Annotated in this window: 20 protein-coding genes; 4 read left to right on the forward strand and 16 right to left on the reverse strand. The window is 65.6% G+C overall.

Going from position 1 to position 23,394, the window contains the following annotated elements:
- Nucleotide 1: 1 nt before the first annotated feature.
- From C0V78_RS08440 to C0V78_RS08480, 9 genes are all read right to left on the reverse strand, one after another.
- On the reverse strand, nt 2-736 hold the full coding sequence (locus C0V78_RS08440) for an SDR family NAD(P)-dependent oxidoreductase (RefSeq protein WP_101797311.1): 735 nt from the start codon (nt 734-736) through the stop codon (nt 2-4).
- Entirely contained in the window at nt 733-3,126 is a 2,394-nt protein-coding gene (pheT, locus tag C0V78_RS08445) for a phenylalanine--tRNA ligase subunit beta (protein ID WP_101797312.1), read from the reverse strand. Before pheT ends, C0V78_RS08440 begins: the two co-directional genes overlap by 4 nt.
- Nucleotides 3,123-4,220: a phenylalanine--tRNA ligase subunit alpha gene (gene pheS / locus C0V78_RS08450; RefSeq protein WP_101797313.1), complete on the reverse strand. Its 1,098-nt coding sequence runs from the start codon at nt 4,218-4,220 to the stop codon at nt 3,123-3,125. Before pheS ends, pheT begins: the two co-directional genes overlap by 4 nt.
- Nucleotides 4,221-4,304: 84 nt before the next feature.
- Complete coding sequence (locus C0V78_RS08455; protein ID WP_101797314.1) at nt 4,305-5,132, reverse strand: AraC family transcriptional regulator; 828 nt, start codon at nt 5,130-5,132, stop codon at nt 4,305-4,307.
- A 212-nt stretch (nt 5,133-5,344) separates the two neighbouring features.
- A complete protein-coding gene (rplT, locus tag C0V78_RS08460; protein ID WP_101797315.1) occupies nt 5,345-5,704 on the reverse strand; it encodes a 50S ribosomal protein L20 in 360 nt (119 codons plus the stop codon).
- Nucleotides 5,705-5,717: 13 nt separating this feature from the next.
- Nucleotides 5,718-5,921 carry a 50S ribosomal protein L35 gene (rpmI, locus tag C0V78_RS08465; RefSeq protein WP_101797316.1) on the reverse strand — a complete coding sequence of 68 codons (204 nt, stop codon included), beginning with the start codon at nt 5,919-5,921 and terminating at the stop codon, nt 5,718-5,720.
- A 130-nt stretch (nt 5,922-6,051) separates the two neighbouring features.
- Complete coding sequence (locus C0V78_RS08470) at nt 6,052-6,573, reverse strand: DUF1993 family protein (protein WP_101797317.1); 522 nt, start codon at nt 6,571-6,573, stop codon at nt 6,052-6,054.
- A 30-nt stretch (nt 6,574-6,603) separates the two neighbouring features.
- The gene (locus tag C0V78_RS08475; protein ID WP_101797318.1) at nt 6,604-7,050 is read right to left on the reverse strand and encodes a gamma-glutamylcyclotransferase; all 447 of its coding nucleotides are present in this window, start codon (nt 7,048-7,050) and stop codon (nt 6,604-6,606) included.
- Entirely contained in the window at nt 7,050-7,832 is a 783-nt protein-coding gene (locus tag C0V78_RS08480; protein WP_101797319.1) for an inositol monophosphatase family protein, read from the reverse strand. Before C0V78_RS08480 ends, C0V78_RS08475 begins: the two co-directional genes overlap by 1 nt.
- A 157-nt stretch (nt 7,833-7,989) precedes the next feature.
- Between C0V78_RS08480 and C0V78_RS08485 the strand changes: the two genes are divergently transcribed.
- Nucleotides 7,990-8,934, forward strand: a complete 945-nt coding sequence (locus tag C0V78_RS08485; protein WP_101797320.1) for an AraC family transcriptional regulator — start codon at nt 7,990-7,992, stop codon at nt 8,932-8,934.
- An 18-nt stretch (nt 8,935-8,952) separates the two neighbouring features.
- On the opposite strand, the gene C0V78_RS08490 is transcribed toward C0V78_RS08485, so the two are convergent.
- From C0V78_RS08490 to C0V78_RS08500, 4 genes are all read right to left on the reverse strand, one after another.
- A complete protein-coding gene (locus C0V78_RS08490) occupies nt 8,953-9,891 on the reverse strand; it encodes a ribose-phosphate pyrophosphokinase (RefSeq protein ID WP_101797321.1) in 939 nt (312 codons plus the stop codon).
- A 391-nt stretch (nt 9,892-10,282) separates the two neighbouring features.
- On the reverse strand, nt 10,283-10,792 hold the full coding sequence (locus C0V78_RS08495) for a DUF1993 family protein (protein ID WP_101797322.1): 510 nt from the start codon (nt 10,790-10,792) through the stop codon (nt 10,283-10,285).
- A 44-nt stretch (nt 10,793-10,836) separates the two neighbouring features.
- Nucleotides 10,837-11,832 carry a hypothetical protein gene (locus tag C0V78_RS14765; protein WP_144039861.1) on the reverse strand — a complete coding sequence of 332 codons (996 nt, stop codon included), beginning with the start codon at nt 11,830-11,832 and terminating at the stop codon, nt 10,837-10,839.
- A 4-nt stretch (nt 11,833-11,836) separates the two neighbouring features.
- Nucleotides 11,837-12,910, reverse strand: coding sequence for a ribonucleotide-diphosphate reductase subunit beta (locus C0V78_RS08500; RefSeq protein ID WP_101797323.1), 1,074 nt, complete (start codon nt 12,908-12,910; stop codon nt 11,837-11,839).
- A 166-nt stretch (nt 12,911-13,076) separates the two neighbouring features.
- Between C0V78_RS08500 and C0V78_RS15280 the strand changes: the two genes are divergently transcribed.
- On the forward strand, nt 13,077-13,541 hold the full coding sequence (locus C0V78_RS15280) for a DUF2171 domain-containing protein (protein WP_371514430.1): 465 nt from the start codon (nt 13,077-13,079) through the stop codon (nt 13,539-13,541).
- 26 nt (nt 13,542-13,567) lie between these two features.
- Here the strand turns inward: C0V78_RS15280 and C0V78_RS08510 are convergent, their stop codons facing one another.
- From C0V78_RS08510 to C0V78_RS08520, 3 genes are all read right to left on the reverse strand, one after another.
- Nucleotides 13,568-14,008 (reverse strand): cupin domain-containing protein, encoded by a 441-nt coding sequence (locus tag C0V78_RS08510; protein ID WP_101797324.1) that lies wholly within the window; start codon nt 14,006-14,008, stop codon nt 13,568-13,570.
- 4 nt (nt 14,009-14,012) lie between these two features.
- Entirely contained in the window at nt 14,013-14,417 is a 405-nt protein-coding gene (locus C0V78_RS08515; RefSeq protein ID WP_101797325.1) for a PepSY domain-containing protein, read from the reverse strand.
- Nucleotides 14,418-14,525: 108 nt separating this feature from the next.
- Nucleotides 14,526-16,469 (reverse strand): ribonucleoside-diphosphate reductase subunit alpha, encoded by a 1,944-nt coding sequence (locus tag C0V78_RS08520; protein ID WP_371514441.1) that lies wholly within the window; start codon nt 16,467-16,469, stop codon nt 14,526-14,528.
- 699 nt (nt 16,470-17,168) lie between these two features.
- On the opposite strand from C0V78_RS08520, the gene C0V78_RS08525 reads away from it, so the two are divergent.
- Entirely contained in the window at nt 17,169-17,411 is a 243-nt protein-coding gene (locus tag C0V78_RS08525; protein ID WP_101797327.1) for a GlsB/YeaQ/YmgE family stress response membrane protein, read from the forward strand.
- Between the two features lie 156 nt (nt 17,412-17,567).
- Complete coding sequence (locus C0V78_RS08530; protein ID WP_101797328.1) at nt 17,568-23,312, forward strand: alpha-2-macroglobulin; 5,745 nt, start codon at nt 17,568-17,570, stop codon at nt 23,310-23,312.
- Nucleotides 23,313-23,394: the final 82 nt, after the last annotated feature.

The following is a 23,394-nucleotide window of genomic DNA, read 5'->3' on the forward strand; positions in this document are numbered from 1 at the left end:
GTCAGGAGTTGCGGGCGTATTGGAAGCCGGCGAAGCTCTGGCTTACCGGCATCATTTCGATCGTGTTGATGTTCATGTGCGGTGGCAGGTTGGCGATCCAGACGACGATGTCAGCCATGTCGCCCGGCAGGATCGGGTTCGCCCCACCATAAAGCGCATCGTGCGCCGCCTGGTTACCATCAGTCCGCACCAGGGTGAATTCGGTCTCGACCATGCCCGGCTCGATCGATGTTACCCGCACGCCCGTACCTGCGAGGTCTGAACGAAGGCCCAGCGAAAACTGCCGCACGAAAGCCTTGGTACCGCCATAGACGTTGCCGCCAGCATAGGGATAGGTCGCCGCGACCGAGGACAGGTTGATGATCGCCCCCTTGCGCGCGATCAGGCCGGGCAGCAGCTTGTGGGTGATTGAAACCAGCGCCGTCACGTTGGTCTCGATCATGGTCTTCCACTGCTCGAGGTCGCAGGACTGCGCCGGGGCGGTGCCGAGCGCGAGGCCGGCATTGTTGACCAGCAGATCAAAGCCATCGAAAGCCCCAAGCGCGGCATCGCGGGCGGCCTCGTCGCGAATGTCGAACACGGCGGGCACGAAGCCTTCGCCCAGTTCGCGGGCCAGCTCGTCCAGCCGCTCCGCCCTGCGCCCGGTGCCGATCACGCGCCAGCCGGTGGCGATCAGGCCCCGCGCGCAGGCCTCGCCAATGCCGGCACTCGCCCCGGTGACCAGCGCCGTCTTCATCCGCGCAGTACCGCGCCCAGCTTGGCGGCAGCCGCCGTCACCTTGTCTGCAATCGCCTTGAGATCATCCTCGGTATAGGATTTCTCGCCCGGCTGAAGCGTGACTTCCACCGCCAGCGACTTCTGCCCTTCCGGCACGCCCTGCCCGCGGAAATCGTCGAACAGGCGGGCGCCGACGATGTTCGCCTTGTCCGCCCCCCGGACCAGCCGGACAAGATCGCCGGCAGGGACCTGTGCATCGACGAGGAAGGCGAAATCGCGCGTCAGTGCCTGCAAGGCCGGCGGGGCATAGTGCGCGCGGGCAAAGCTCGCCGCACCCCTCTTGCCGGGGATGGCATCGAGGAACAGCTCGACCATGGCCACCGGCACGTCAATGTCGAAAGCCTTGGCGGTTGCCGGATGGATCATGCCGAAGCGGGCAAGCACCGTCTTGGGCCCAAGCCGCAGCGTGGCCGACTGGCCGGGATGGAACTGCGGCCCGGCCTCGCCCATGACCATCAGGTTGTCCACGGGCGCGCCCGCCTCTGCCAGCAGGGCAAGCGCTTCGGCCTTGGCATCGAAGGCGTCGAAAGGCGCTGCCTTGCCGCTCGCCCAGCCGCGCGGCGTGCGTTCGCCGGCGAGCACCACGGCGAGCGAAAGGCGCTCGTCCGAATGGCCGCCTTCGCCGCGCAGGTAACGACGGCCGATCTCGAACAGGCGCAGGCTGCTCGCCCCGCGCGCGACGTTGCGCCCGGCGGCGGAAAGCAGGCCCGGCAGCAGCGAGGGACGCATGGCCTTCATGTCTTCGCTGATCGGATTGGCCAGCACCCACAGGCCGCCATTGCCATTGGCGAAGTGATCGGCCGCGTCCTGCGGCAGGAACGACCAGGTAACAGCCTCGTTGAGGCCGCGCGCGGCGGCAGCGCGGCGCAGGCGGCGCTCCAGCTTCTGCGCCGGGGTTGCGGTGGGCGTGGCAACACCACCGGCGCGCGGCAGCGGCGTGCTTTCGATATTGTCGAGGCCGTGGATGCGGACGACTTCCTCGACAAGGTCGGGTGCGCCGGCAATGTCAGGCCGCCAGCCGGGCGTGGTCACCTGCCAGCCGGCAGCGACGATGAAGCCCAGCGACTCGAGGATGGCCTTCTGGCGCTCGTCGGCAATCGGCACGCCGCCCAGGGTGGCGGCCAGCGACGGGTCATAGGCGATGGTCCTGGCCCCGCTCGGCGGTGTGCCGGCGCGGACAACCTCACTCGCCTCGCCGCCGCACAGGCGCAGGATCAGGTCGGTCAAAATGTCGAGCCCGGCATCAAGGAACTGCGGATCGACCCCGCGTTCGAAACGCTGGCGCGCGTCGGACGTGAGGTTGAGCTTGCGTCCGGTCGAGGCAATGTGTTCGGGATCGAAATAGGCGATCTCGAGCAGGACATCGGTGGTCGTTTCGGTGCAGCCCGAATGTTCGCCGCCCATGATGCCGGCGATGTCGTGCACCCCGCTGTCATCGGCGATCACGGTCATCGTGCTGTCGAGCGGATATTCCTTGCCGTTAAGCGCCAGGCAGGTCTCGCCCTCGTTCGCCTTGCGCGCCACGACCGTGCCCTTCAGCTTGGCAAGGTCATAGGCGTGGGCCGGGCGGCCGAATGCCAGCATGACGTAATTGGTGATATCGACCAGGGCCGAAATCGGGCGCTGGCCAGAAGCCTTGAGGCGAGCCTGCAGCCATTCGGGCGAGGCGCCGTTGGTCACGCCCCTGATCACGCGACCGTAAAAGGCCGGGCATCCGGCCTGATCGTCGGTGCGGATCTCTACCGGGCAGGCGAAATTGCCGGCAACGACCGGCGCAACATGTGGCTTGAGCGTACCGAGACCGGCCGCGGCAAGGTCACGCGCGATGCCGAACAGGCCCATGCAGTCCGGGCGATTAGGCGTGATCGCCACGTCGAACACCGGGTCTGCCTGCGAGTAATCCGCAAAGGCGGTGCCGATGGGCGCGTCTTCGGGCAGCTCGATGATCCCGGCGTGATCGTCACCCAGGTCCAGCTCGCGGCTGGAACACATCATGCCGTTGCTCTCGACCCCGCGGACGGCGGCAACCTTCAGCTCCATGCCGTTGGCCGGGACCACAGCGCCGGGCAGGCCCAGCACGCCGACAAGGCCGGCTCGCGCATTGGGTGCACCACAGACGACCTGCAGCGGCTTGCCATCGCCGGTATCGACGGTGAGGACCTGCAACTTGTCCGCCTGCGGGTGCTTCTCTGCGGTCAGCACGCGGGCAACCCGGAATCCGGCCAGCTTCTCGGCCGGGTTCTCGATACCTTCAACCTCGATGCCGATGGCGTTGAGTCGCGCGGAAATCTCCTCGATCGAGGCTTCGGTCTCGAGGAAATGCTTGAGCCAGGAGAGCGAGAACTTCATGCCACTGCTCCTACGCCAGCGGAAAGGGTGGGCTGGTCAAGCGCGCCGAAGCCGTAGTGCTGCAGCCAGCGGACATCGCCATCGAAGAAGGCACGAAGGTCATCCATGCCGTACTTGAGCATGGCCAGGCGATCCACGCCGACACCGAAGGCGAAGCCCTGCCATTCGTCCGGATCGAGACCGCCGAATTCGATCACCTTGCGGTTGACCATGCCCGATCCGAGCAGTTCCATCCAGCCGTGGCCCGCAGCATCGCCCGAGCCGCCCAGAACCCGGCGGCCGTTCTCCAGACGGAAACCCACGTCCACTTCCACCGACGGCTCGGTGAAGGGGAAATAGCTCGGCCGCAGGCGCAGGACGATGTCGTCGCGCTCGAAGAAGGCCTTGAGGAAGGTTTCCAGCGTCCACTTCAGGTGGCCAAGGGTGATACCCTTGTCGATCACCAGACCTTCGACCTGATGGAACATCGGCGTGTGGGTGGCATCCGAGTCCGAGCGATAGACGCGCCCCGGCGCGATGATGCGCAGCGGCGCCCCCTTTGCCAGCATCGAGCGGATCTGCACCGGGCTGGTATGTGTGCGCAGCAGCATGTCGCGCCCTTCTGCATCCTTGTCCGGAAAGTAGAAGGTATCGTGCATCGCGCGCGCCGGATGGCTTTCCGGCATGTTGAGCGCGGTGAAATTGTGCCAGTCGTCCTCGATTTCCGGGCCGGTCGCGACGGCGAAGCCCATGTCGGCGAAGATTTCCGCCAGTTCGTCCATCACCTGGCTGACGGGATGGACCGAACCGCGCGGGGCATCGGGAGCAGGCAGCGAAAGGTCGATGCGTTCGGCCGCCAGCCGCGCTTCGAGCGCCGCGTCTTCGAGCGCCGCCTTGCGATCGGCCAGGGCCAGCGTCACGCTTTCACGCAGGGCGTGGATCTTCGGGCCTTCTGCCTGCCGCTCCTCGGGCGACATGCCGCCAAGCGTCTTCAGCAGGCCGGAAATGGACCCCTGTTTGCCGAGAAACTCGACACGCAGCTTCTCCAGCGAATCGAGATCGCCAGCCGCCGCAATGCGGGCAAGCGCTTCCTGTCCGGTAGCTGCATGGTCCACGTGATTTTCCGTCCTGCTCAGAAGGGTTGAACGCGGCCCTTTAGAGGCTGGGGCGGCAGGGGGCAACCTGCCTGCAGGCAGCGGTCAGTCGGGCGCGTCCAGCGCCTGCACCGCCTTGCCGGCAAAGCGTGCCCTTTCCCGCATTACCGCGGACAGCATCGGCTTTTCGAGAGCCGCATACTGGCGCGGCGTCATTCCCATGAACTGCTTGAAATCGCGCACGAACTGGGCCTGGTCGTGGTATTGCCCATCCAGCGCGCCGATCCACTTCAGGCTGGGATCAAGGGCATATTTGGCCAGGCTGCGCAGGAATCGCTGGCGGCGCAGCAACAGCTTGGGCGAAAAGCCGAAGGCGCGATGGCATATCCGCTCCACCGTCCGCTGGCTGATCCCGGTGCGCGCGACAAGGTCGGTCACGCTGACCACTTCCGGATCGACAAGCGCGGTGTGCACGGCAACGATGCGGTCCTCGTCAGGTACCGGTCGGTCAAGCCGCGCCGCGAACCAGTCCGTGATGCGCGCCAGTTCCCCGTCGACGTCGGGCTCGCCCTGGAACAAGGTGTCTGCCAGGCCGGCAAAGTCGGCGAAAGCGGGAGTGCGGTTGCCGTCGACCAGCGCATCGGCCCAGTCCGCCGCATCGGCGCGGATGAACTTGGCCCAGCCGAGCGGCAGGATGCCGACGCCCCAGACGCGGATTGAATCGTCGAACTCGAACTTCACCGCGCGGCTGCTCGGCCCCGTCACATAAAAGCCCGCGTTCGAAACGCAGTCTCCGCGATAGTTCGTGGAAACCGGCTTGTAGCCATCGTGGAACCGGAAATTGGTCCATTCGGGGTGCAGGTAGTCAACCGCATGGTAAGGCGTGCACATGCGCGCTTCCACATGGTAGAACGTCGTGAAATAGCGACGCATCTCCGCCGGCGGGCGAAAGAATCGCGCCTGAACCTCGCATCCCTGCGACACCGAATTTCTGCCCCTGTATGTCTTATTACCTACAATTGCGCAGATCGCGCGGGGCTTGGCAAATGACAAACCTGTTTCATGCCAAAAAAGGGCCACAAAAAACGCGGGAGGGCCAGGGCCTTCCCGCGTTCTTGTGTTTCAGGACCGCTTGGTCCGGATCGTCAGGCCGGCAGGGCTGCCTTGGCCTGGGCGATCACGGCAGCGAAAATGCCGCCTTCGTTCATCGCCAGATCGGCCATTGCCTTGCGATCGAGTTCGATGCCGGCAAGCTTGGTGCCGTGAATGAACTGCGAATAGGTCAGGCCTTCGGCGCGGACGGCAGCGTTGATGCGCTGGATCCACAGGGCGCGGAAGGTCCGCTTCTTAACCTTGCGGTCGCGGTAGGCATACTGGCCGGCTTTTTCGACGGCCTGGCGGGCGACGCGAATCGTGTTCTTGCGACGGCCGCGATAGCCCTTCGCCTGGTCCAGAATCCGCTTGTGCTTGGCGCGGGTGGTAACACCCCTCTTGATACGGCTCATGGTCTAGCGCTCCTCAGTTCAGCCCGTAGGGCGCCCACTTCTTGATCACCTTCGCATCGGCGTCGGAGATCACTTCAGTGCCGCGGTTCTGGCGGATATACTTGCCGTTATGGCTGATCAGGCGGTGACGCTTGCCGGCAACGCCGTGCTTCACCTTGCCCGAAGCGGTGAGCTTGAAGCGCTTCTTCACGCCGCTCTTGGTCTTCAGTTTGGGCATTTTCGTCTCCTTGTTCGAAGACACGTCCAACTCGCCATGGCAGCCCTTTCAGCCAGGCCAGTCATCGATTCCGTGTCAATGAAGCGCGCGCCACTAGGCCAAGGCGGGCGGAAAAGCAAGCCCCGGCGGGTCAGTGCTTGAGCCGGATCGCCCCAAGGAAGTCCGCCTTGCCCACCTGCACGCCCTGGTTCCGCAGCACGGCATAGGCCATCGAGGCATGGAAGTAGAAGTTGGGGAGGGCGAAGGAGAGCAGGTAATCCTCCACGGTGAACGGCATGATCCGCTCGCCGAAGCGGAAGCAGGTGTCATTGGCAGCGATGCCGTCGACCTCCTCGGGCGTCACCTTCTCCAGCGCGGCAATCGCCCCGGCAACGGCTGCGGCCAGCGCATCGAAGCTGGTCGGCGGCGCGGACATGTCAGGCCCCGTCTCGCCGCGCTTCGCCCCTTCGATGGCCCCAGCCGAATGCTGGACCGCCGCCATCACCTGCTTGGCAAAGGGCCACATGTCGGGTGCCAGCCGCGCATCGCAGAGCGCAGCCTCCTCGCCGCCCTGCGCCTTGCAGTGTTCGCGCGCCTTCTCCACCAGTCCCGCCACCGGGCGCAGGATCTGCAGGAAGGACGGCACGGTGGCCTGGTAAAGTGAAAGCTGCATGGTGGCTCCTCTCTGTATCGTTGTATTCGATCAAGCCTCGCGCAGGCCGGTGAACGGCGCAAGGCCGGTTTCGCGAAGCCAGCTCCGGAAATCGCCGCTGCGGATGGGCCGGCTGCCGGGTGGGAGGGGCTGGTTGAAGAGGTAGGCCTGAGCCGCGCCACCGCCGGTCAAAGCCACTTCCCGGCGCAGGTACAGCGAAGTTGCCGGCCGGACGGGGTCGAAATCCTCATAGGCATCCAGCCGCGCAAGGTCGGCCCCGGTAAACTGCGGCCGCGCCGTATAGACCCGCCCGAAGACCTCGCCCTCGCCCGCGACCAGCGCCGGGAACCAGCCGGCCGCATCGGGCAAGGCATGCAAGGCGCCGCGTACACTGGCAGGTGAGCCGGGCTCAAGCAGCCGGTGCACCTCCTGCGCCACCGGGTTGTCGCCGCCGTCGAGCAGGGTGCCGTAGAAGAAGAAGCGCAGCGGCTGCCCCATCAATGCCCGCAGGCCAGCGCCTCGACCACGTCTTCCAGCCGCGCCGGATCGCCCAGCGCCAGGACGTGGCCCGCCGATCCCGAATGCAGCGGATCGCCGTTCCAGTCGCACATCGTGCCGCCCGCGCCTTCCACCACCGGCACCAGCGCCGCCCAGTCGTGCAGCTTGAGCCCGGCCTCGCAGACGATATCGAGGTGTCCCGTCGCCAGCATGGCATAGTTGTAGCAATCGCCGCCCATCACCATGCGGCGGTGATCGGTGCGCGCGGCAAGCGCCATGAAGTGGCCGCCCTCGTGATCGTCGAAGTAGTGCGGCCCGGTGGTCGCCAGCGTGGCTTCCTCCAGGCTGCGGCAGGCGCGGGTGCGCACCGGCTTGCCGTTGAGCGTGGTCGGCCGTCCGCTCACGCCCACCCAGCGTTCGTTCATCACCGGCTGGTCGATGATGCCGAGCACCGGCCAGCCTTCGACCACCAGCGCGATCAGGGTGCCGAACATGGCACGGCCGGCAAGGAAGCCCGCCGTGCCGTCGATCGGATCGAGCACCCAGGTGCGCCCGCTGGAGCCGGTCGTCGCGCCGAATTCCTCGCCATGCACGGCATCGCGCGGGGCTTCTGCCTTGAGCAGGCGGCGCATGGCTTCCTCCGCTGCGCGGTCCGCCTCGGTCACGGGCGTGGCGTCTCCCTTGCGCTCGCTGGCCAGCTCGCTGCGGAACCAGGGGAGGATGGCTTCCCGCGCCGCATCGGCGAGGCGGTGGGCAAGGGCGATATCGTCATCAAGCTTCATGCCCGCCTCCTGCCCGCCTGTCGGGCATTCGGTCAAGAAGCAACGGTTTTGGCGGGAACCTACAAGTTTGCCTTTCCCAACCGTTGTATTGGGGGGCAAACATACAGACAGGCCGGAACGTGCTTTTCCGGCTCAGGGAACTCGGGCGCAGGCCATCATGTTGAAGCGGACCATTCCAGCGGTCGATGCGGCGTTGAGCCCGCAGCACGGCGTTTCGCGCCTGGGCCAGCCGCTGTCCTACAACCGCGCGCCTGCCGCCGACATCGCCCCGTGGATCGGCGGGCTCTATGCCACGATCATCGACGCGCCCGACGATTACGTGCTCGATTGCGGCATTGTCGCCGATGCCTCTGTGTTCCGCTTCCAGCTGCGCGGCAACTGGTCGGCGACGACGCCCGACGGCACGCACAGCCTTGGCCGCTCGGCGGTGTTCTTCGGCCCGCAATCGCGGCTCATGCCGATCACCGTGCGCGGCGCCTTCACCTCGATCGGCTTCAGCCTGCGCCCCGGTTCCGGCCCGGCGCTGATCGGCCAGCCCACCGCCGTGGTGCTCGATCGCATGTTCGACTGCGGCGAGATGGGCCTGCCCGGCGCCCATGCGCTTGACCAGCTGGACCGCGCCGGATCGCCCGAGCAGTGCCTGCTCTACCTTGAAGACCTGATCCGCCGCATCATCGGCGAGAAGGGCGGGCGCCTGCCCGATCCCGTCACCGCCCGGTTCGAGACGGCGGCACTGGCCGATCCGACCTTCGCCGTGGCCGACTTTGCCGCCGAATGCGGCATCACCACCCGCAGCCTTGAGCGGATCATCGCGCGTGACTTCGGCATGAGCCCCAAGCAGGTGCTGCGCCGCGCCCGCGCGCTCGACATGGCGGCCCACCTGCGCGGCGTGGCCGACGAGGGCGAGGCGGCGGAGCTGGCCCTGCGCTATTACGACCAGAGCCACCTGAACCGCGAGTTCACCCAGATCTTCGGCATGACGCCGCGCCAGTTCGTCCAGCGCCCGCAGCCAATCCTCACCCTCGCGCTGGAGAGCCGTCAGGCCCGCCGGCTCGAGGCGATCAAGCGGCTGGAACCGGGCGGGGTGCGCCCCTGGGAATAGCGGCCTGCCGGGGCCGGCTCAGTCGAACAGCGAGCTGACCGAGCTTTCGTCCGCGATGCGGCGGATCGCCTCGCCCACCAGCGGGGCGATGGACAGCACGCGGATGCGGTCGGAAGCGAGCGTCGCCTCGGTCGGCTGGATCGAATCGGTGATGACCAGTTCCTTCAGCGCCGAACCGTTGACCCGCTCCACCGCCTTACCCGAAAGCACGCCGTGGGTGAGATAGGCGGTAACGCTGGCCGCGCCGGCGGCCATCAGCGCCTCGGCCGCGTTGCACAGGGTGCCGCCCGAATCGATGATATCGTCGATCAGGATGCAGGCGCGGTCCTTCACGTCGCCGATGATGTTCATCACCTCGGACGAGCCGGGCTTGTCGCGGCGCTTGTCGACGATCGACAGCGGCACGTTCTCGCCCAGCCGCTTGGCCAGCGCGCGGGCGCGCACCACGCCGCCGACGTCGGGGGAGACCACCATCAGCGGCTGGTCGCCATAACGGGCCTGGATATCGGCGGCCATCACCGGTGCGGCATAGAGGTTGTCGGTGGGGATATCGAAGAAGCCCTGGATCTGCCCGGCGTGCAGGTCCACCGCCAGCACGCGGTCGGCCCCGGCCTCGGTGATCAGGTTGGCCACCAGCTTGGCCGAAATCGGCGTGCGCGGGCCGGGTTTGCGATCCTGCCGGGCATAGCCGAAATAGGGGGTGACGGCGGTGATCCGCGCGGCCGATGCGCGGCGCAGCGCATCGATGCAGATCAGCAGTTCCATCAGGTTGTCGTTGCAGGGGTACGAGGTGGACTGCACCACGAACACGTCCTCGCCGCGCACGTTCTCGTGAATCTCGACGAAGACCTCCTCGTCGGCAAAGCGGCGGACCGAGGCATCGGTCAGCGGCAGTTCGAGATAGGCGGCGATGGCACGGGCGAGCGGCAGGTTGGAGTTGCCGGTCAGGATCTTCATGGCGCGTTTCCCTCGGTTGCCCCGGGGCGGTCGGGGCCTGCAATCCGGCCCTTAACGCGCCGGGAAACGATTGCAACCGCGCCGCCCCCGCCCGCGCGCCGTGGCTTGGGGATATCGCCGGGGGGCGTTTGGCCCGGCGGGGTTGAGGTTGACAAGGTTGACACGGTGTAAACCTCGCGTCCAAACCTTTTGCCGTGGAATCCCAGTGGCTTGCGCCGTTTTTGCGACGGAAACACGCCGCGAAATAAAAAAATCCGCCGCCCCGCCCGCCCACCGGCGCGCCGCCAAGCGGCACGGGCGGGCAGCGGCAGGCCGGGGGCAAGGCAGGAAGAGAGCGGCATCGCCCGCGCCTTTTACCGCACGGCGCGCCTGTAGGACAGCGGCAGCCCGATCAGGCAGGCGCGCCCATATAGTCCGCCTTGCCCAGTTCCACACCTGCACCGCGCAGCAGGGCATAGGCCATGGTGCAGTGGAAGTGCAGGTTGGCGAGGACGAAGCCGAACAGGAAATAGCGGCCGGTGAATTCCAGCACCTCGCCGCGCGGGGTGGGGAGCGTGACCTGCCGTTCCTCCGCCCCTTCGAGGCTTTCGGGCGTGATGCCTTCGAGTACGGCAATGGTATCGGCAATGCGCGCCTGCAGGTCGGCAAAGGTGCCTTCCTTGTCCTCCATCGGCGCGGGCTCACCACCGCTCAGGCGGACCATGCCCCGGCGCGGCACGTCGCAGGCGATCCGCACCTGGGCGGAGAGCGGCAGCATATCGGGCACCAGCCGCATGGTGAGGTAATTCGCCTCGTCCACGCCCTTGGCCTTGGCATGGGCTTCCCCCTTGGCGAGGACGCCCGAGAGCGCGGTGAGCCGCTTGATGATGACGGGGATGGAGGATTCGTGGACGGTGAGCATGGTTGGCACTTTATTTTCGGGGCTTCTAAATTTCTACACCTCGGTCACTGTAGCCCTGCTTGAATATAGCTTGCAAACAAGCTTGACAATGTCCCAACCAAAAAGCCCACTATAACTACCCCAAAAACGAAAGCAAATCTAGCAGAGCGTCGCTTTATTTCCTTCTCAATCCTTGTACGTCTTTCTTGGTCGCCAGAACTTATTAGCAGATACGTAGTAGGTTGAATCTTAGCAATTGTATTTAGAGCCCATTTGATAAAAATCTTCATGAACCCGAATACAAATAAAGCAGCCGACATAGCTTGAAGAAGGAGCAGCGCCCCCTGAGAGAAACTCAAGGGATTTGAAAATCGCATAAACGGCACGATAGCCAGGACCGCTGCGAAAATTGGAATGGCCCCATTGAATGCACGAATACTTGTGGGAAGTTTCTTTAAAACGAATGGAACATCGCGACGCGGGAGCGTTGCAACCCACTCGTCCACAGCCCCTTGCAACGCCCTCGATACCGAGTACTCAGAATACTCGATTACGCTGAGAACGTTCTTGCCAGCAACTCCATCATTAAAAAACCCTGCCTGCTCAGGATCAGGATCTGAAAAAAAATCTTGATCCAAAAGCATAAAAACTTTGAATTTTTGTGGAGGCATCATACCTCCCTGCAATTCATTTGCCGGGCAAACTATGAAGTCAAAATCTATTGCAACACTTTTTGTTTGCGCACCCTTATGACTTACATCTGTGGCAATAAATTTTTCCAAGCTCGAAAGCTGCTCAGAAGTATCGTTACGAAACGCGACCGTAAACTCTACTTTTTCAGCCTGAGGACCGTAAGCTACAATTGATTGCTTGAGACGATAAATCAAATCAATTATTTTATCTTTATCAATTGTGAACGCGCCAGAGTGTAACTTTTTTCTTGTCTCAGTTTTTTTACTAAGATGGTAGTATATCGCCTGCCAAGCTGCTGGAGGTATTTTATCGGTTGGAATGACAAGATTTTTGCCGCCCTCACTAGGGTCTATGACTATGTCCGTCATGCAACTACTCCGCAGCCACACCACCAGCAAACATATCCGGCGTGCCCTCGCCCTCGGCGCCGGCCTCAAGCGCGGCGTCCTCGCCGTCGTTGGCCGACTTCGCCTTCTGGCGCTTGTCGAAGCTGGACCAGACGGTCTGCCAGTCGCCGCGGGTGGCGCCCTTCGAATATTCGGTCGCGCGGGTTTCGAAGAAGTTGGCGTGTTCCACGCCGTTGAGCAGCGGGGTGAGCCAGGGGAGCGGGTGATCCTCGATCATGTAGATCGCCGGCAGGCCGAGCTGGCCGAGGCGCCAGTCCGCGATGTAGCGGATATAGCGCTTGATTTCCTTGGCGCTCATGCCCGGCACGGGGCCCTGTTCGAAGGCGAGGTCGATGAAGGCGTCTTCGAGGCGCACCGTCTTCTGGCAGCAGTCGATGATGTCTTCCTTCACCGCCTTGGTCAGGCAGTCGCGTTCCTTGACGAAGGTGTGGAACAGCTTGGTGATGCCTTCGCAGTGCAGCGATTCATCGCGCACCGACCAGCTGACGATCTGGCCCATACCCTTCATCTTGTTGAAGCGCGGGAAGTTCATCAGCATGGCGAAGCTGGCGAAGAGCTGCAGCCCTTCGGTGAAGCCGCCGAACATGGCGAGGGTGCGGGCGATATCCTCGTCGGTATCGACGCCGAAGGTGTGCAGGTAATCGTGCTTGGCCTTCAGTTCCTCGTACTCAAGGAACATGCCGTATTCGCTTTCGGGCATGCCGATGGTGTCAAGCAGGTGCGAGTAGGCGGCGATGTGCACCGTTTCCATGTTGGAAAAGGCGGCGAGCATCATCTTGATCTCGGTCGGCTTGAACACGCGGCCGTACTTTTCGTGGTAGCAATCCTGCACTTCCACGTCGGCCTGGGTGAAGAAGCGGAAGATCTGGGTGAGCAGGTTGCGCTCGTTCTCCGAGATCTTCTGCGCCCAGTCGCGGCAGTCCTCGCCCAGCGGCACTTCTTCCGGCATCCAGTGGATCTGCTGCTGGCGCTTCCAGAATTCATAGGCCCAGGGATATTCGAAGGGCTTGTAGGTCTTGCGGGCTTCAAGCAGCGGCATGGGTCGATTCCTTCTGGAGCGAGCGTTCAATATAGGGATTGCCGGCGGCGGCGCGAAGGGCGGCGCGCGGCGCGGTTGGGGATATTCGGGAACCGCCGCGGCCTGCGGCGTGTTCAGGGAAAAGCGGGCCGGTTTTCGCGCCCGATCCAAACCGAGGAGACTCCCCATGGGTGGCCAGGGCGGCGAATACGAACCGCGGGACAGCCGCAACGTGACCGGCACCAGCGCCAACCCGACCGGCGACCGCTGGTCGAAGGCGGCGCGCGACGGGCGCCCCCCCGATGCCGCGGGAGATACCGGGGACGAGGAGAACGAGATCACCTTCGATCCCGACCCGGTGCTTGAACAGCAGGTGACCGGCGGGGAGAGCGCCTTCCTCTACAATGCCGACACCGGCTTTGCCGACGAGATCGCCGAGCACATGCAGGTAGTCGGCTCCGACGGGGAGCATGTCGGCACGGTCGACGGCGTGGAGGGCGAGCGGATCAAGCTGACCCGCGCCGAATCCGGCACCGATACCGATGGCGGCCACCGCTTCCTGCCGATCGAGCTGGTGGCGGCGGTGGAGGGCGACATGGTGCGCCTGTCCACCTCGGCCGCGCAGGCACGCCAGCGCGTGACGGCGGGCTGAAGGCCGGGAAAGGCGCGGGCGCAGGCTCACACCGTGCGCCCCTTGCCCAGCGGCTTTGCAGGCATCAGCACGATGGCCGCGCGGGCGGGCTTGCCACTGTCGTTGCGCCAGCAGTGGACGATGCCGCGATCGACCAGCACGTCGCCAGCGCGCAGCGTGACCTCGCCCGTCTCGGTCATGAAGACGATCTCGCCCGAAAGCATGGCCAGGCAATCGACCGTGTCGGTGGAGTGCCAGTATTCGCCCATGTCGGCCGGGTATTCCATGACCATGAACGAGGCGCCGCCGCCGTGCATCAGGTCGAACGAGAAGGCCGGCACCGGGCCTGCCGGCGCGGAATTGTCTGCCGGCAGGGCTTCGCTCGCCCAGATGATCGCCGCGCCGCCGGCGGTGTGGACGATCGCCTCGTCCACCAGCACGGCAGAGCGCCCGTCGCTGTCCAGCCCGGTGATGATGCGGCGGCCCATCGGATCAGTCCCAGAACCAGCCGGGCTTCATCGACCTGCTCTTCCGGTTGCGCCACATCTGGATGTAGAGCCACAGGCCCGAGAAGGCGAAGAACACCATGGCGAACCCCGAAAGCGTGGCGATCACCACGCCGAGCGGGCCGAAGCTTTCGCCCGAATGCAGGTGGTGCAGCGTGCCGACGATCGAGCCGCCCTTGCGCTTGGGCTGGCAGGTTAGCGTTTCGGGGCAGACGAAGCCCGGCGGGGTCGCTGCGGCCAGGGCCCTGGCGCGCTCCGCCTTTTCCGCCGCCTCGTTCTCGAACCCGCCGCGCTGGACGAGCGGAACAACCTGGCTGAGCGTGCCCGTGACGGCGATCCACAGCAGGAACACGCCGAAGAACACGGACAGCCAGCGGTGCCATTTACGCATGAAATCTAACTCCTTGCTTGTTGCGAACGATTCGCAACAAGCCGAAGGTTGCCGGCGGCGCAAGGCCTGCCGTGTCGCAAAGTGTAACCGGGGAAGCGGCCTGGCCCATCACTGGCAGGCCAGGCATTCCTCGTAATCGGTCTGCTTGGCTTCCATCTGGTACTGGGCCGGAGCGGCGGTATTGTCCGCCTCCACCCCGCCAGCGAAGCCCGCACGCTGCACCGACTTGGAGCGCAGGTAATAGAGCGACTTGATGCCCTTTTCCCAAGCCTGGTAGTGCAGCATCATCAGGTCCCACTTGTCGACATCGGCCGGGATATAGAGGTTCAGCGACTGGGCCTGGTCGATGTAGGGGGTGCGGTCTGCCGCGAATTCGAGCAGCCAGCGCTGGTCGATCTCGAAGGAGGTCTTGTAAACGTCCTTCTCCTGCTGCGACAGGAAGTCGAGATGCTGGACCGAACCGCCGTGTTCGAGGATCGAGTTCCAGACATTGGTCGAATCCTTCGACTTCGACTGGAGCAGCTTTTCCAGGTAGGGGTTCTTCACCACGAACGAGCCCGACAGGGTCTTGTGCGTGTAGATGTTCGCCGGGATCGGCTCGATGCAGGCCGAGGTGCCGCCGCAGATGATCGAGATCGACGCGGTCGGCGCGATGGCCATCTTGCAGGAAAAGCGCTGCATCACGCCCATGTCCGCCGCATCCGGGCAAGCACCGCGTTCCTGCGCGAGGAGGAGCGAAGCCTCGTCCGCCTTTGCCGCGATGTGCTTGAACATCTTGAGGTTGAGCGCCTTGGCCATCGCGCTTTCGAAGGCGATGCCTTTCTTCTGCAGGTAGGAGTGATAGCCCATCACCCCCATGCCGACCGAGCGTTCGCGCGCGGCGGAATACTTGGCGCGGGCCATCTCGTCCGGGGCACGGTCGATATAGTCCTGCAGCACGTTGTCGAGGAAGCGCAGCACGTCCTCGATGAAGCGTTCGTCGCCCTGCCACTCTTCCCAGGTTTCCAGGTTGAGCGAGGACAGGCAGCACACCGCCGTGCGATCGTTGCCCAGATGGTCGCGGCCCGTGGGCAGGGTGATTTCCGAACAGAGGTTCGAGGTGGAGACCTTCAGCCCGAGATCGCGGTGATGCTTGGGCATCATGCGGTTCACGGTATCGGAGAAGACGATATAGGGCTCACCCGTGGCGAGGCGGTTTTCAACCAGCTTCTGGAACAGGCTGCGGGCATCGACCGTGCCGCGCACCGAACCGTCCTTGGGGCTGCGCAGGTTGAATTCGCGCCCGTCGCGAACGGCTTCCATGAATTCGTCGGTCACCAGCACGCCGTGGTGCAGGTTGAGCGCCTTGCGGTTGAAATCGCCCGAAGGCTTGCGGATTTCGAGGAACTCCTCGATCTCGGGGTGCGAGACATCGAGGTAGCAGGCCGCCGAGCCGCGGCGCAGCGAGCCCTGCGAAATCGCCAGCGTAAGGCTGTCCATCACGCGGACGAAGGGGATGATGCCGCTGGTCTTGCCGTTGAGGCCGACCGGTTCGCCGATGCCGCGGACATTGCCCCAGTAGGTGCCGATGCCGCCGCCCTTGCTGGCCAGCCAGACGTTCTCGTTCCAGGTGTTGACGATGCCTTCGAGGCTGTCATCGACCGAGTTGAGATAGCACGAGATCGGCAGGCCGCGCCCGGTGCCGCCGTTCGACAGCACCGGCGTTGCCGGCATGAACCACAGCTTCGATACGTAATCGTAGATGCGCTGGGCGTGATCCTGATCGTCCGAATAGGCATCGGCAACGCGCGCGAAGAGATCCTGGTACTTTTCGCCCGGCAGCAGGTAGCGATCGTCCAGCGTGTCCTTGCCGAAGTCGGTCAGCAGGGCATCGCGGCTGTCATCGGTGACGATGGTGAAGCGGCGCGGCTGGACGGACTTGGAATCCTCCTTCGCCTTCTTCGCCGCCTGCGAAACGGCCTTCACCGCGCCGGCCATCGCCTCGGCACCGAGCTTGTCGATCTCGACCGCTTCAACCAGGGCTTCGCTGCCCCTATCGCTCTTGTCCGCCATGGGTACGGCCGGGTGTGAACCCGCCTCCTTTGCTTCGGATGGCGCGCTTGCCAGGTCGGTCACTTCAACATCACCGTCCGACACGGACCCATCTCCGTTCCTGAAATCCACCTTGCCTGCCCCCGTTCCAATCGCTGGCTGCCACGGCAGCCGAAAATTTCGCCGGCGACCGAATCGGAAGGCTTGATCCCTTCCTACCAGTCGCGCTCACCATTGAGGAGAACAAAAAGGGAAAGTTTTTCCCCTGACTTGTCCCCCGATCCGTCAACTTCAGGCCACTGCCAGACCGAATCCGCCCCCTTTCGCCGGAATCGGCGGCCTTGGGCTGAAACTAGGTCTAGTGGGTCCCCCTGCGTACCGGACCACTATCGATAGTGCCTCAACCAGTTTCAGGTTCAAGAGGGTAAATCCGGAACTAACCAGCGGGCTGTGGATGGAGACGGGCGGCGCAAACTTTCTGCATTGCAGCGACGCGCGGGAAATCCTCGGCTGGCGAGGCGCGCAAGAGTCAAAGTGCGCGGGGAATATTTTTTTCTCCACATCGACGAAGCGAGTCCTGCTTGCGCCGGATTGAATCGGCACTTGTCCGCGCCTTGCCCGCAACCGGCCCGCGAATGCGCATTGCCGGACCGGTCGAAGCGGGTTAGCCCTTGCCTCAGGGAACCATGGGGGGTCGCCCCCGCAAGGGAGAATCGGGCCATGATCAATGCCATTTCCTACATCATTTCCGGCCTCGTCGTCGGCGTGCTGGCCAAGCTGTTCTACATCGGCAATACCGACATCGGCTTCTTCAAGACCACGCTGATCGGCATCCTGGGATCGCTGCTGGCCGGCTTCGTCACCAGCCGCGGGCAGCAGAGCTTCAGCCGCGGCGGCTGGATCGCCTCGATCATCGGATCGATGGTGCTGATCTTCGCCGGCAAGCACCTGGGCGTGCTGTAACCGGCGGCCCATGGCAGCGGCCGGGGCTTCCGGTTGAATTGCATGGACAATTCCTGACAGGAAATTTCACCTCTGCCCCCATGCGCGGGCGTGGACAGCGCCCCGCGAATGGGGAAGGGTAGCCTTCGAATCACCTCGTACCCTGGGGGACTACTGATGCGCGCCCGCTGGATCCTTTCGCTGATTGCCATCGCAACCCTGCCCTTTGCAGCGCACAGCGATACTGCGCCGCAGGTCGTCCTGGCGACGATGGGCACCGGCGGCGGTGCCGGCGGCGCGGTGGAGCGCTTTACCCTGCGCTTTTCCGAACCGATGGTGCCGCTGGGCGATCCGCGGGCCAGGCCGGCGGCGACCAGCGACTGCCCGGTGCCCGCCACCGGCCGCTGGGTGGACCAGCAGACCTTCGTGCTCGATTTCGAACGTCCCCTGCCGGGCGGGCTTTCCTGCAAGGTTCAGCTGCGCGACCGGCTGACCACCCTGCGCGGGCTTTCGGTGGGCGGGCCGGGCTCCTACCCCATCGACACCGGCGGCCCCTCGGTTCGCGCCGTGCTCGCCCCCGGCAGCGACGGCGATATCGACGAGGACCAGGTGTTCCTCGTCGCCACCAATGTCTGGGCCGATCCCGCATCGGTCGCCGCCCGCGCAAGCTGCGCGGTGGACGGCATCGGCGAGGCGGGCGCGGTAGACGTGCTCCCGGCCGACACGGCGGGCAAGGTGCTTGACGGGCTGGGCGAGGATAACTGGACCCGGCGCAATTTCCTTGAGGAAGCCGGCCTGCCCACCCGCCTGCCTGCCGATGCCCGGCTGCGCGTGCAGGCCTTGTCCAACGTGACCGCACTGAAGTGCCGCCGCCCGCTGCCGCCCGAACGCGACATGGCGCTGGTCTGGCCCAAGACAATCAGCGGCAAGGGCGGCAAGCTGGCGGGGACCGACCAGCGCTTCGACTACACCGTGCGCAAGGCCTTTGCCGCCAGCTTCGATTGCGGGCGCATCAATGCGGCCGCCGGGTGCAACCCGATCACCCCGGCCTGGGTCCGCTTCACCGCCCCGATCGACCGGGCAAAGGCGCTGGCAGTGCGGCTGCGGATGGCGGACGGCACCGAATTCTCCCCCCGGATCGATCCCGACAGCCGCGGCGATGCCCAGCTTTCCGACCTTCAGTTCACCGGCCCCTTCCCCGCCGGCAGCGTCGCGCAGGTGATCCTGCCGGCCGACATCATCGACCTTTCCGGGCGCCGCCTGTCCAATGCGGCGCGCTTCCCCCTGGCGGTGCGCTTCGATGCCATGCCGCCGCTGGTGAAGTTCGCCGCCGAGTTCGGCATTGTCGAGGCGAGCGAAGGGCTGCTGCCGGCAACCGTGCGCGCGGTGGAGCCGGACCTCATCGGCAAGGCCACGGCCATCGACGGGCGCTCGGCACGGATCGCCGACGATGATCGCGTCATCGCCCAGTGGCTGCGCCGCCTGAAGGACGCGACGCGGCGCAATTACGAATATATCGACCAGAAGGACGGATCGACCAGGGCCATCAACCGCACCGGCGAAAAGCCCCTGCTGCGCCCGGCGGAAGGCGCGGCGATCAGGCTGCCGCTGCCCGGCAAGGGCAAGGACTTCGAGGTGATCGGCGTGCCGGTGAAGCAGCGCGGCTTCCACGTGGTCGAATTCGCCAGCCCGGCGCTGGGCCGCGCGCTGCTGGGCCGCAACGTGCCGCGCTATGTCCCGGCGGCGGCGCTGGTCACCGACATGGCGGTGCATTTCAAGTGGGGCCGCGAAAGCTCGCTCGTCTGGGTCACCAGCCTGTCGGGCGGCAAGCCGGTGGCCGGGGCTGCGGTGCGGGTAAGCGATTCGTGCACCGGCGCCCAGATCGCCACCGGCACGACCGGCCGCGACGGCACCCTGCTGGTGCGCGGCAACCTGCCCGAGCCCGATACCGGCGGTGGCTGCGAGGAAGACCAGAGCCATCCGCTGATGGTTTCCGCCCGCGCGGCCGGTGACATGAGCTTCACCCTCACCACCTGGAACGACGGCATTTCGCCTTACGATTTCGACCTCTCCTTCGGCGCGAGCGCCAATAGCGAGATCATCCACACCATCATGGACCGCGCGCTGGTGCGCGTGGGCGAAACGGTCAACTTCAAGCACGTGCTGCGCAAGCCGATTGGCCCCGGCTTTGCCTTTGCCAAGGGCTTTTCGGGCAAGTTCGTGCTGCGCCACAACGGCTCGGAGACCGAATTCTCCCAGCCGGTCACCATCGATGCCATGGGCTCGGGCGAGAACAGCTGGGCCGTGCCGCAGGGCGCGCCGCTCGGCACCTATTCGCTGCGTTTCGAGGTGGAGGGTCGCACGATCTATTCCATGCAGGACGTGCGGGTGGACGAATACCGCCTGCCGACCATGCGTGCCTCGGTCACCGGCCCGGACCAGCCGCTCGTCCAGCCGCGCGCCGTGCCGCTTTCGCTGTTCGTCGGCTACCTATCCGGCGGCGGTGCGGGCCAGCTGCCCGTTACCCTGCGCACCGAGTTCGAGGCGACAAGCCGCAGCCCCAGGGGTTGGGAAGCCTATGACTTCGGCGGGGCCGAGGTGAAGGAAGGCGTTCGCCCGATGTCGATCGAGGGCGAGGGCGAGGTTACCGATCCCCTTCCCTATTCGCAGACCCTTCCCGCCACGCTTGGCGCCGATGGCACGGCGAAGACGGCGGTGGACGTCAGCGCACCGATCAACCAGCCGGTCGCACTATCGGTGGAGATGGACTACCCGGACGCCAACGGCGAAACGCTGACGGCGGGCCGGCGGATCGTGCTGTACCCCAGCGCCGTCCAGCTTGGCATGAAGACCGATGGCTGGATGATGCGATCGAGCGACCTCAGGCTCAATTTCATCGCGCTTGACCTTTCGGACAGGCCGCTCACGGGCCAGATGGTCAAGGTGGAGCTGTTCTCGAAGCAGACCATCACCGCGCGGCGGCGGCTGATCGGCGGCTTCTATGCCTATGACAACCAGCAGAAGGTGGAGCGGCTTTCCGCCGGATGCACCGGATCGACCAATGCCCAGGGACGCGCCGACTGCGTGATCGATGCCGGGGTTTCCGGCGAAGTTACCGTGGTGGCCACTACCACCGACCGCGACGGCCGCGTGGCCCGCTCGGTCCGCTCGGTCTGGCTGGCGGGCGAGGATGACTGGTGGTTCGGCGGCGACAATGGCGATCGCATGGACGTGATCCCCGAAAAGACCGCCTATGCCGCCGGCGAAACCGCGCGCCTGCAGGTTCGCATGCCCTATCGCGAGGCGACCGCGCTGGTCACTGTGGAGCGCGAGGGCGTGCTTTCCAGCTATGTTACCGAACTGTCCGGCAAGGACCCGGTGATCGAGGTGAAGATGCCGGGCTCCTACGCGCCCAATGTCTACGTCTCGGTCATGGCCGTGCGCGGGCGGGTTACGGGGGCGCGGCCCTGGCTGGCGGAAATGGCGCAGAAGCTGGGCATCCCCTATACCGCCGGTGGCGTATTGCCCACCGCGACGGTGGACCTTGCCAAGCCGAGCTACCGCATCGGCATGACCCAGCTGAAAGTCGGCTGGGAAGCCCACAAGCTGGCGGTCGAGGTCAAGGCCGAGAAGGAAGCCTACGCCGTGCGCGAAACGGCGCGGGTGAAGGTTGCGGTGCGCGATCCCTCCGGCAAGGGCGCGCCAAGCGCCGACCTGGCCTTCGTGGCGGTTGACGAAGCGCTGCTGCAACTGATGCCCAACGATTCCTGGAAGCTGCTCGATGCCATGATGGGCGAACGCAGCCTTGAGGTGGCGACATCGACCGCGCAGATGCAGGTCGTGGGCAAGCGGCATTATGGCAAGAAGGCCGTGGCAGCGGGCGGCGGCGGCGGCGATGCCTCAGGCGTCAACCGCGAGAACTTCCAGCCGGTATTGCTGTGGAAGGGCAGGGTCGCGCTGGATTCGCGGGGCGAGGCGGTGGTCGAAGTGCCGCTGTCCGATGCGCTCACCCGCTTCCGGCTGGTTGCCATCGCCACCGATGGCGCGCAGCTGTTCGGCACCGGCGAAACGGCGATCCGCACCCGGCAGGACTTGGCAGTCTATCCCGGCCTGCCGCCACTGGTCCGCACCGGCGATCGCTTCGACGCGGTGTTCACCCTGCGCAACGGCTCTGACAAGCCGATGACCGTGACCGCAAGACCGCGGGTCGAAGGCGGCATCTCTGCCGACGATGCCCGCACCGTGACCATTCCGGCAGGCGGCGCCAGCCGGGTGCAGTGGACCGTCGCCGCCCCGGCAGAACCCGGCTCGCTCAAGTGGACGGTCGAGGCGAGGAGCAAGGACGGCAAGTTCCGCGATACCGTGGTCGCCATGCAGGAGGTTGCGCCTGCCGTGCCCGTCGAGGTCTGGGCCGCCGGCCTCTACCGCGTGGGCGAGGGCGAACCACCGGCGATCATGGTGCCGCAGGGGGCCTTGCCGGGCGGCTTTGTCGATGTGGCGCTGAGCGACAGCCTCGCCCCGCCACTGGGCGGTGTTCGCGACTACATGCTGCTCTATCCGTGGACCTGCTTCGAGCAGCGGCTCAGCCGCATCGTCGCCACCGGCGATGCCGCCGCCTGGGAAAGCCTCGCCTCGGCCATGCCCAGCTATCTCGATGGCGATGGCCTGCTGCGCTATTTCCCGTCGGCGGAAATGCGCGGGTCGACCGAGCTGACCGCCTATGTGCTGGCCATCACCGCCGCTGCGGACCTCAAGATCCCCGAGGCGACCCGCGCCCGCATGGTCGCGGCCCTGAAGGGCGTGATCGAAGGCCGGGTCAGCCGCGACCGGCCCTTTGCCGCCGACGAACGGCTGGTGAAGATCGCCGCGCTATCTGCCCTTGCCCGCGCCGGGGCAGCCGAACCGGGGCTTGTCGCCCGCATCGACATGGTTCCGGCGCAGATGCCCACCGGCACCCTGGCTGACTGGATCGCGGCGCTGGACCGCCTGCCGAAGGCACCGAAGGCGGCGATGCTCAAGGCCGCGGCCGAGGGCGAACTGCGAAAGCGGCTGGTCTATGAAGGCACGCGGCTCGACCTGTCCGACAGCGCCCGCGCGCCCTGGTGGATGATGGTCAGCGCCGACGAGATGGCGATCAAGGTGCTCGATGCCACGCTGGGCAAGCCCGGCTGGCAGGCCGAAGCGCCGCGCCTGATGGTGGGCCTGGCCAGCCGCCAGCAGAAGGGCCACTGGGACACGACGCTTGCCAATGCCTGGGGTTCGGTGGTGGTCCGCCGCTTTGCCGCGCTTTACCCGGCAACGGCGATTGCCGGCACGACCCGGCTGGCGCTGGGCGGCAAGACGCTGGAGGCGAAGTGGCCGCGCGCCGCCGATCCGCAGCCGCTGCGCCTGCCGCTCGTTACCGGCCCGCTGGCCATGACGCAAAGCGGCGGCGCGGGGCCCTGGGCCAGCGTCACCGTGCGCGCCGCCGTGCCGCTGAAGGAACCGCTGATGGCCGGCTATCGCCTTGCCCGAGAAGTGACCGTGGTTTCGGCGCGCGAGAAGGGCAGGCTGAGCGCGGGCGACGTGGTGCGCGTGAAGCTGTCCATCACGGCAACGGCAGACCGGAACTGGGTGGTTCTGGCCGATCCCCTGCCCCCGGGTGCCACCGTCATGTCGGGCCTTGGCGGGCAATCGGCTCTGGCGCGCAAGGATGAAGGCCGGGCCAGCGAAGGCGCTTATCCTGCCTATGTCGAAAACCAGAAGGACAGCTGGCGCGCCTATTTCGACTGGCTGCCACGCGGCACGACCACGGTGGAATATACCGTACGGCTGAACGGTTCGGGCCAGTTCACCCTGCCCCCGGCGCGGGTTGAGGCGATGTATGCCCCGTCCATCCGGGCGCAGCTGCCGGTGGGAGCGATGACGGTGTGGGGAAGCTGAAGAGCCTTGCCTCCGCGCTGATCGGCTGGGTTGCGCGCATCGAGGATGCGCTGTGGCCGTATGTCCGGCGTGCCGGTGGCTG

Origin of the sequence: Novosphingobium sp. TH158 (genome assembly GCF_002855555.1) — a bacterium.
Lineage (GTDB): Bacteria > Pseudomonadota > Alphaproteobacteria > Sphingomonadales > Sphingomonadaceae > Novosphingobium.

Excerpts from the sequence above, each read along its gene's own strand:
- C0V78_RS08440 (WP_101797311.1), bottom strand. The coding sequence starts at position 736 with ATGAAGACGGCGCTGGTCACCGGGGCGAGTGCCGGCATTGGCGAGGCC.
- pheT (WP_101797312.1), bottom strand. The coding sequence starts at position 3,126 with ATGAAGTTCTCGCTCTCCTGGCTCAAGCATTTCCTCGAGACCGAAGCC.
- C0V78_RS08455 (WP_101797314.1), bottom strand. The coding sequence starts at position 5,132 with ATGCGTCGCTATTTCACGACGTTCTACCATGTGGAAGCGCGCATGTGC.
- rplT (WP_101797315.1), bottom strand. The coding sequence starts at position 5,704 with ATGAGCCGTATCAAGAGGGGTGTTACCACCCGCGCCAAGCACAAGCGG.
- rpmI (WP_101797316.1), bottom strand. The coding sequence starts at position 5,921 with ATGCCCAAACTGAAGACCAAGAGCGGCGTGAAGAAGCGCTTCAAGCTC.
- C0V78_RS08470 (WP_101797317.1), bottom strand. The coding sequence starts at position 6,573 with ATGCAGCTTTCACTTTACCAGGCCACCGTGCCGTCCTTCCTGCAGATC.
- C0V78_RS08475 (WP_101797318.1), bottom strand. The coding sequence starts at position 7,050 with ATGGGGCAGCCGCTGCGCTTCTTCTTCTACGGCACCCTGCTCGACGGC.
- C0V78_RS08480 (WP_101797319.1), bottom strand. The coding sequence starts at position 7,832 with ATGAAGCTTGATGACGATATCGCCCTTGCCCACCGCCTCGCCGATGCG.
- C0V78_RS08485 (WP_101797320.1), top strand. The coding sequence starts at position 7,990 with ATGTTGAAGCGGACCATTCCAGCGGTCGATGCGGCGTTGAGCCCGCAG.
- C0V78_RS08490 (WP_101797321.1), bottom strand. The coding sequence starts at position 9,891 with ATGAAGATCCTGACCGGCAACTCCAACCTGCCGCTCGCCCGTGCCATC.
- C0V78_RS08495 (WP_101797322.1), bottom strand. The coding sequence starts at position 10,792 with ATGCTCACCGTCCACGAATCCTCCATCCCCGTCATCATCAAGCGGCTC.
- C0V78_RS14765 (WP_144039861.1), bottom strand. The coding sequence starts at position 11,832 with ATGACGGACATAGTCATAGACCCTAGTGAGGGCGGCAAAAATCTTGTC.
- C0V78_RS08500 (WP_101797323.1), bottom strand. The coding sequence starts at position 12,910 with ATGCCGCTGCTTGAAGCCCGCAAGACCTACAAGCCCTTCGAATATCCC.
- C0V78_RS15280 (WP_371514430.1), top strand. The coding sequence starts at position 13,077 with ATGGGTGGCCAGGGCGGCGAATACGAACCGCGGGACAGCCGCAACGTG.
- C0V78_RS08510 (WP_101797324.1), bottom strand. The coding sequence starts at position 14,008 with ATGGGCCGCCGCATCATCACCGGGCTGGACAGCGACGGGCGCTCTGCC.
- C0V78_RS08515 (WP_101797325.1), bottom strand. The coding sequence starts at position 14,417 with ATGCGTAAATGGCACCGCTGGCTGTCCGTGTTCTTCGGCGTGTTCCTG.
- C0V78_RS08520 (WP_371514441.1), bottom strand. The coding sequence starts at position 16,469 with ATGGCGGACAAGAGCGATAGGGGCAGCGAAGCCCTGGTTGAAGCGGTC.
- C0V78_RS08525 (WP_101797327.1), top strand. The coding sequence starts at position 17,169 with ATGATCAATGCCATTTCCTACATCATTTCCGGCCTCGTCGTCGGCGTG.
- C0V78_RS08530 (WP_101797328.1), top strand. The coding sequence starts at position 17,568 with ATGCGCGCCCGCTGGATCCTTTCGCTGATTGCCATCGCAACCCTGCCC.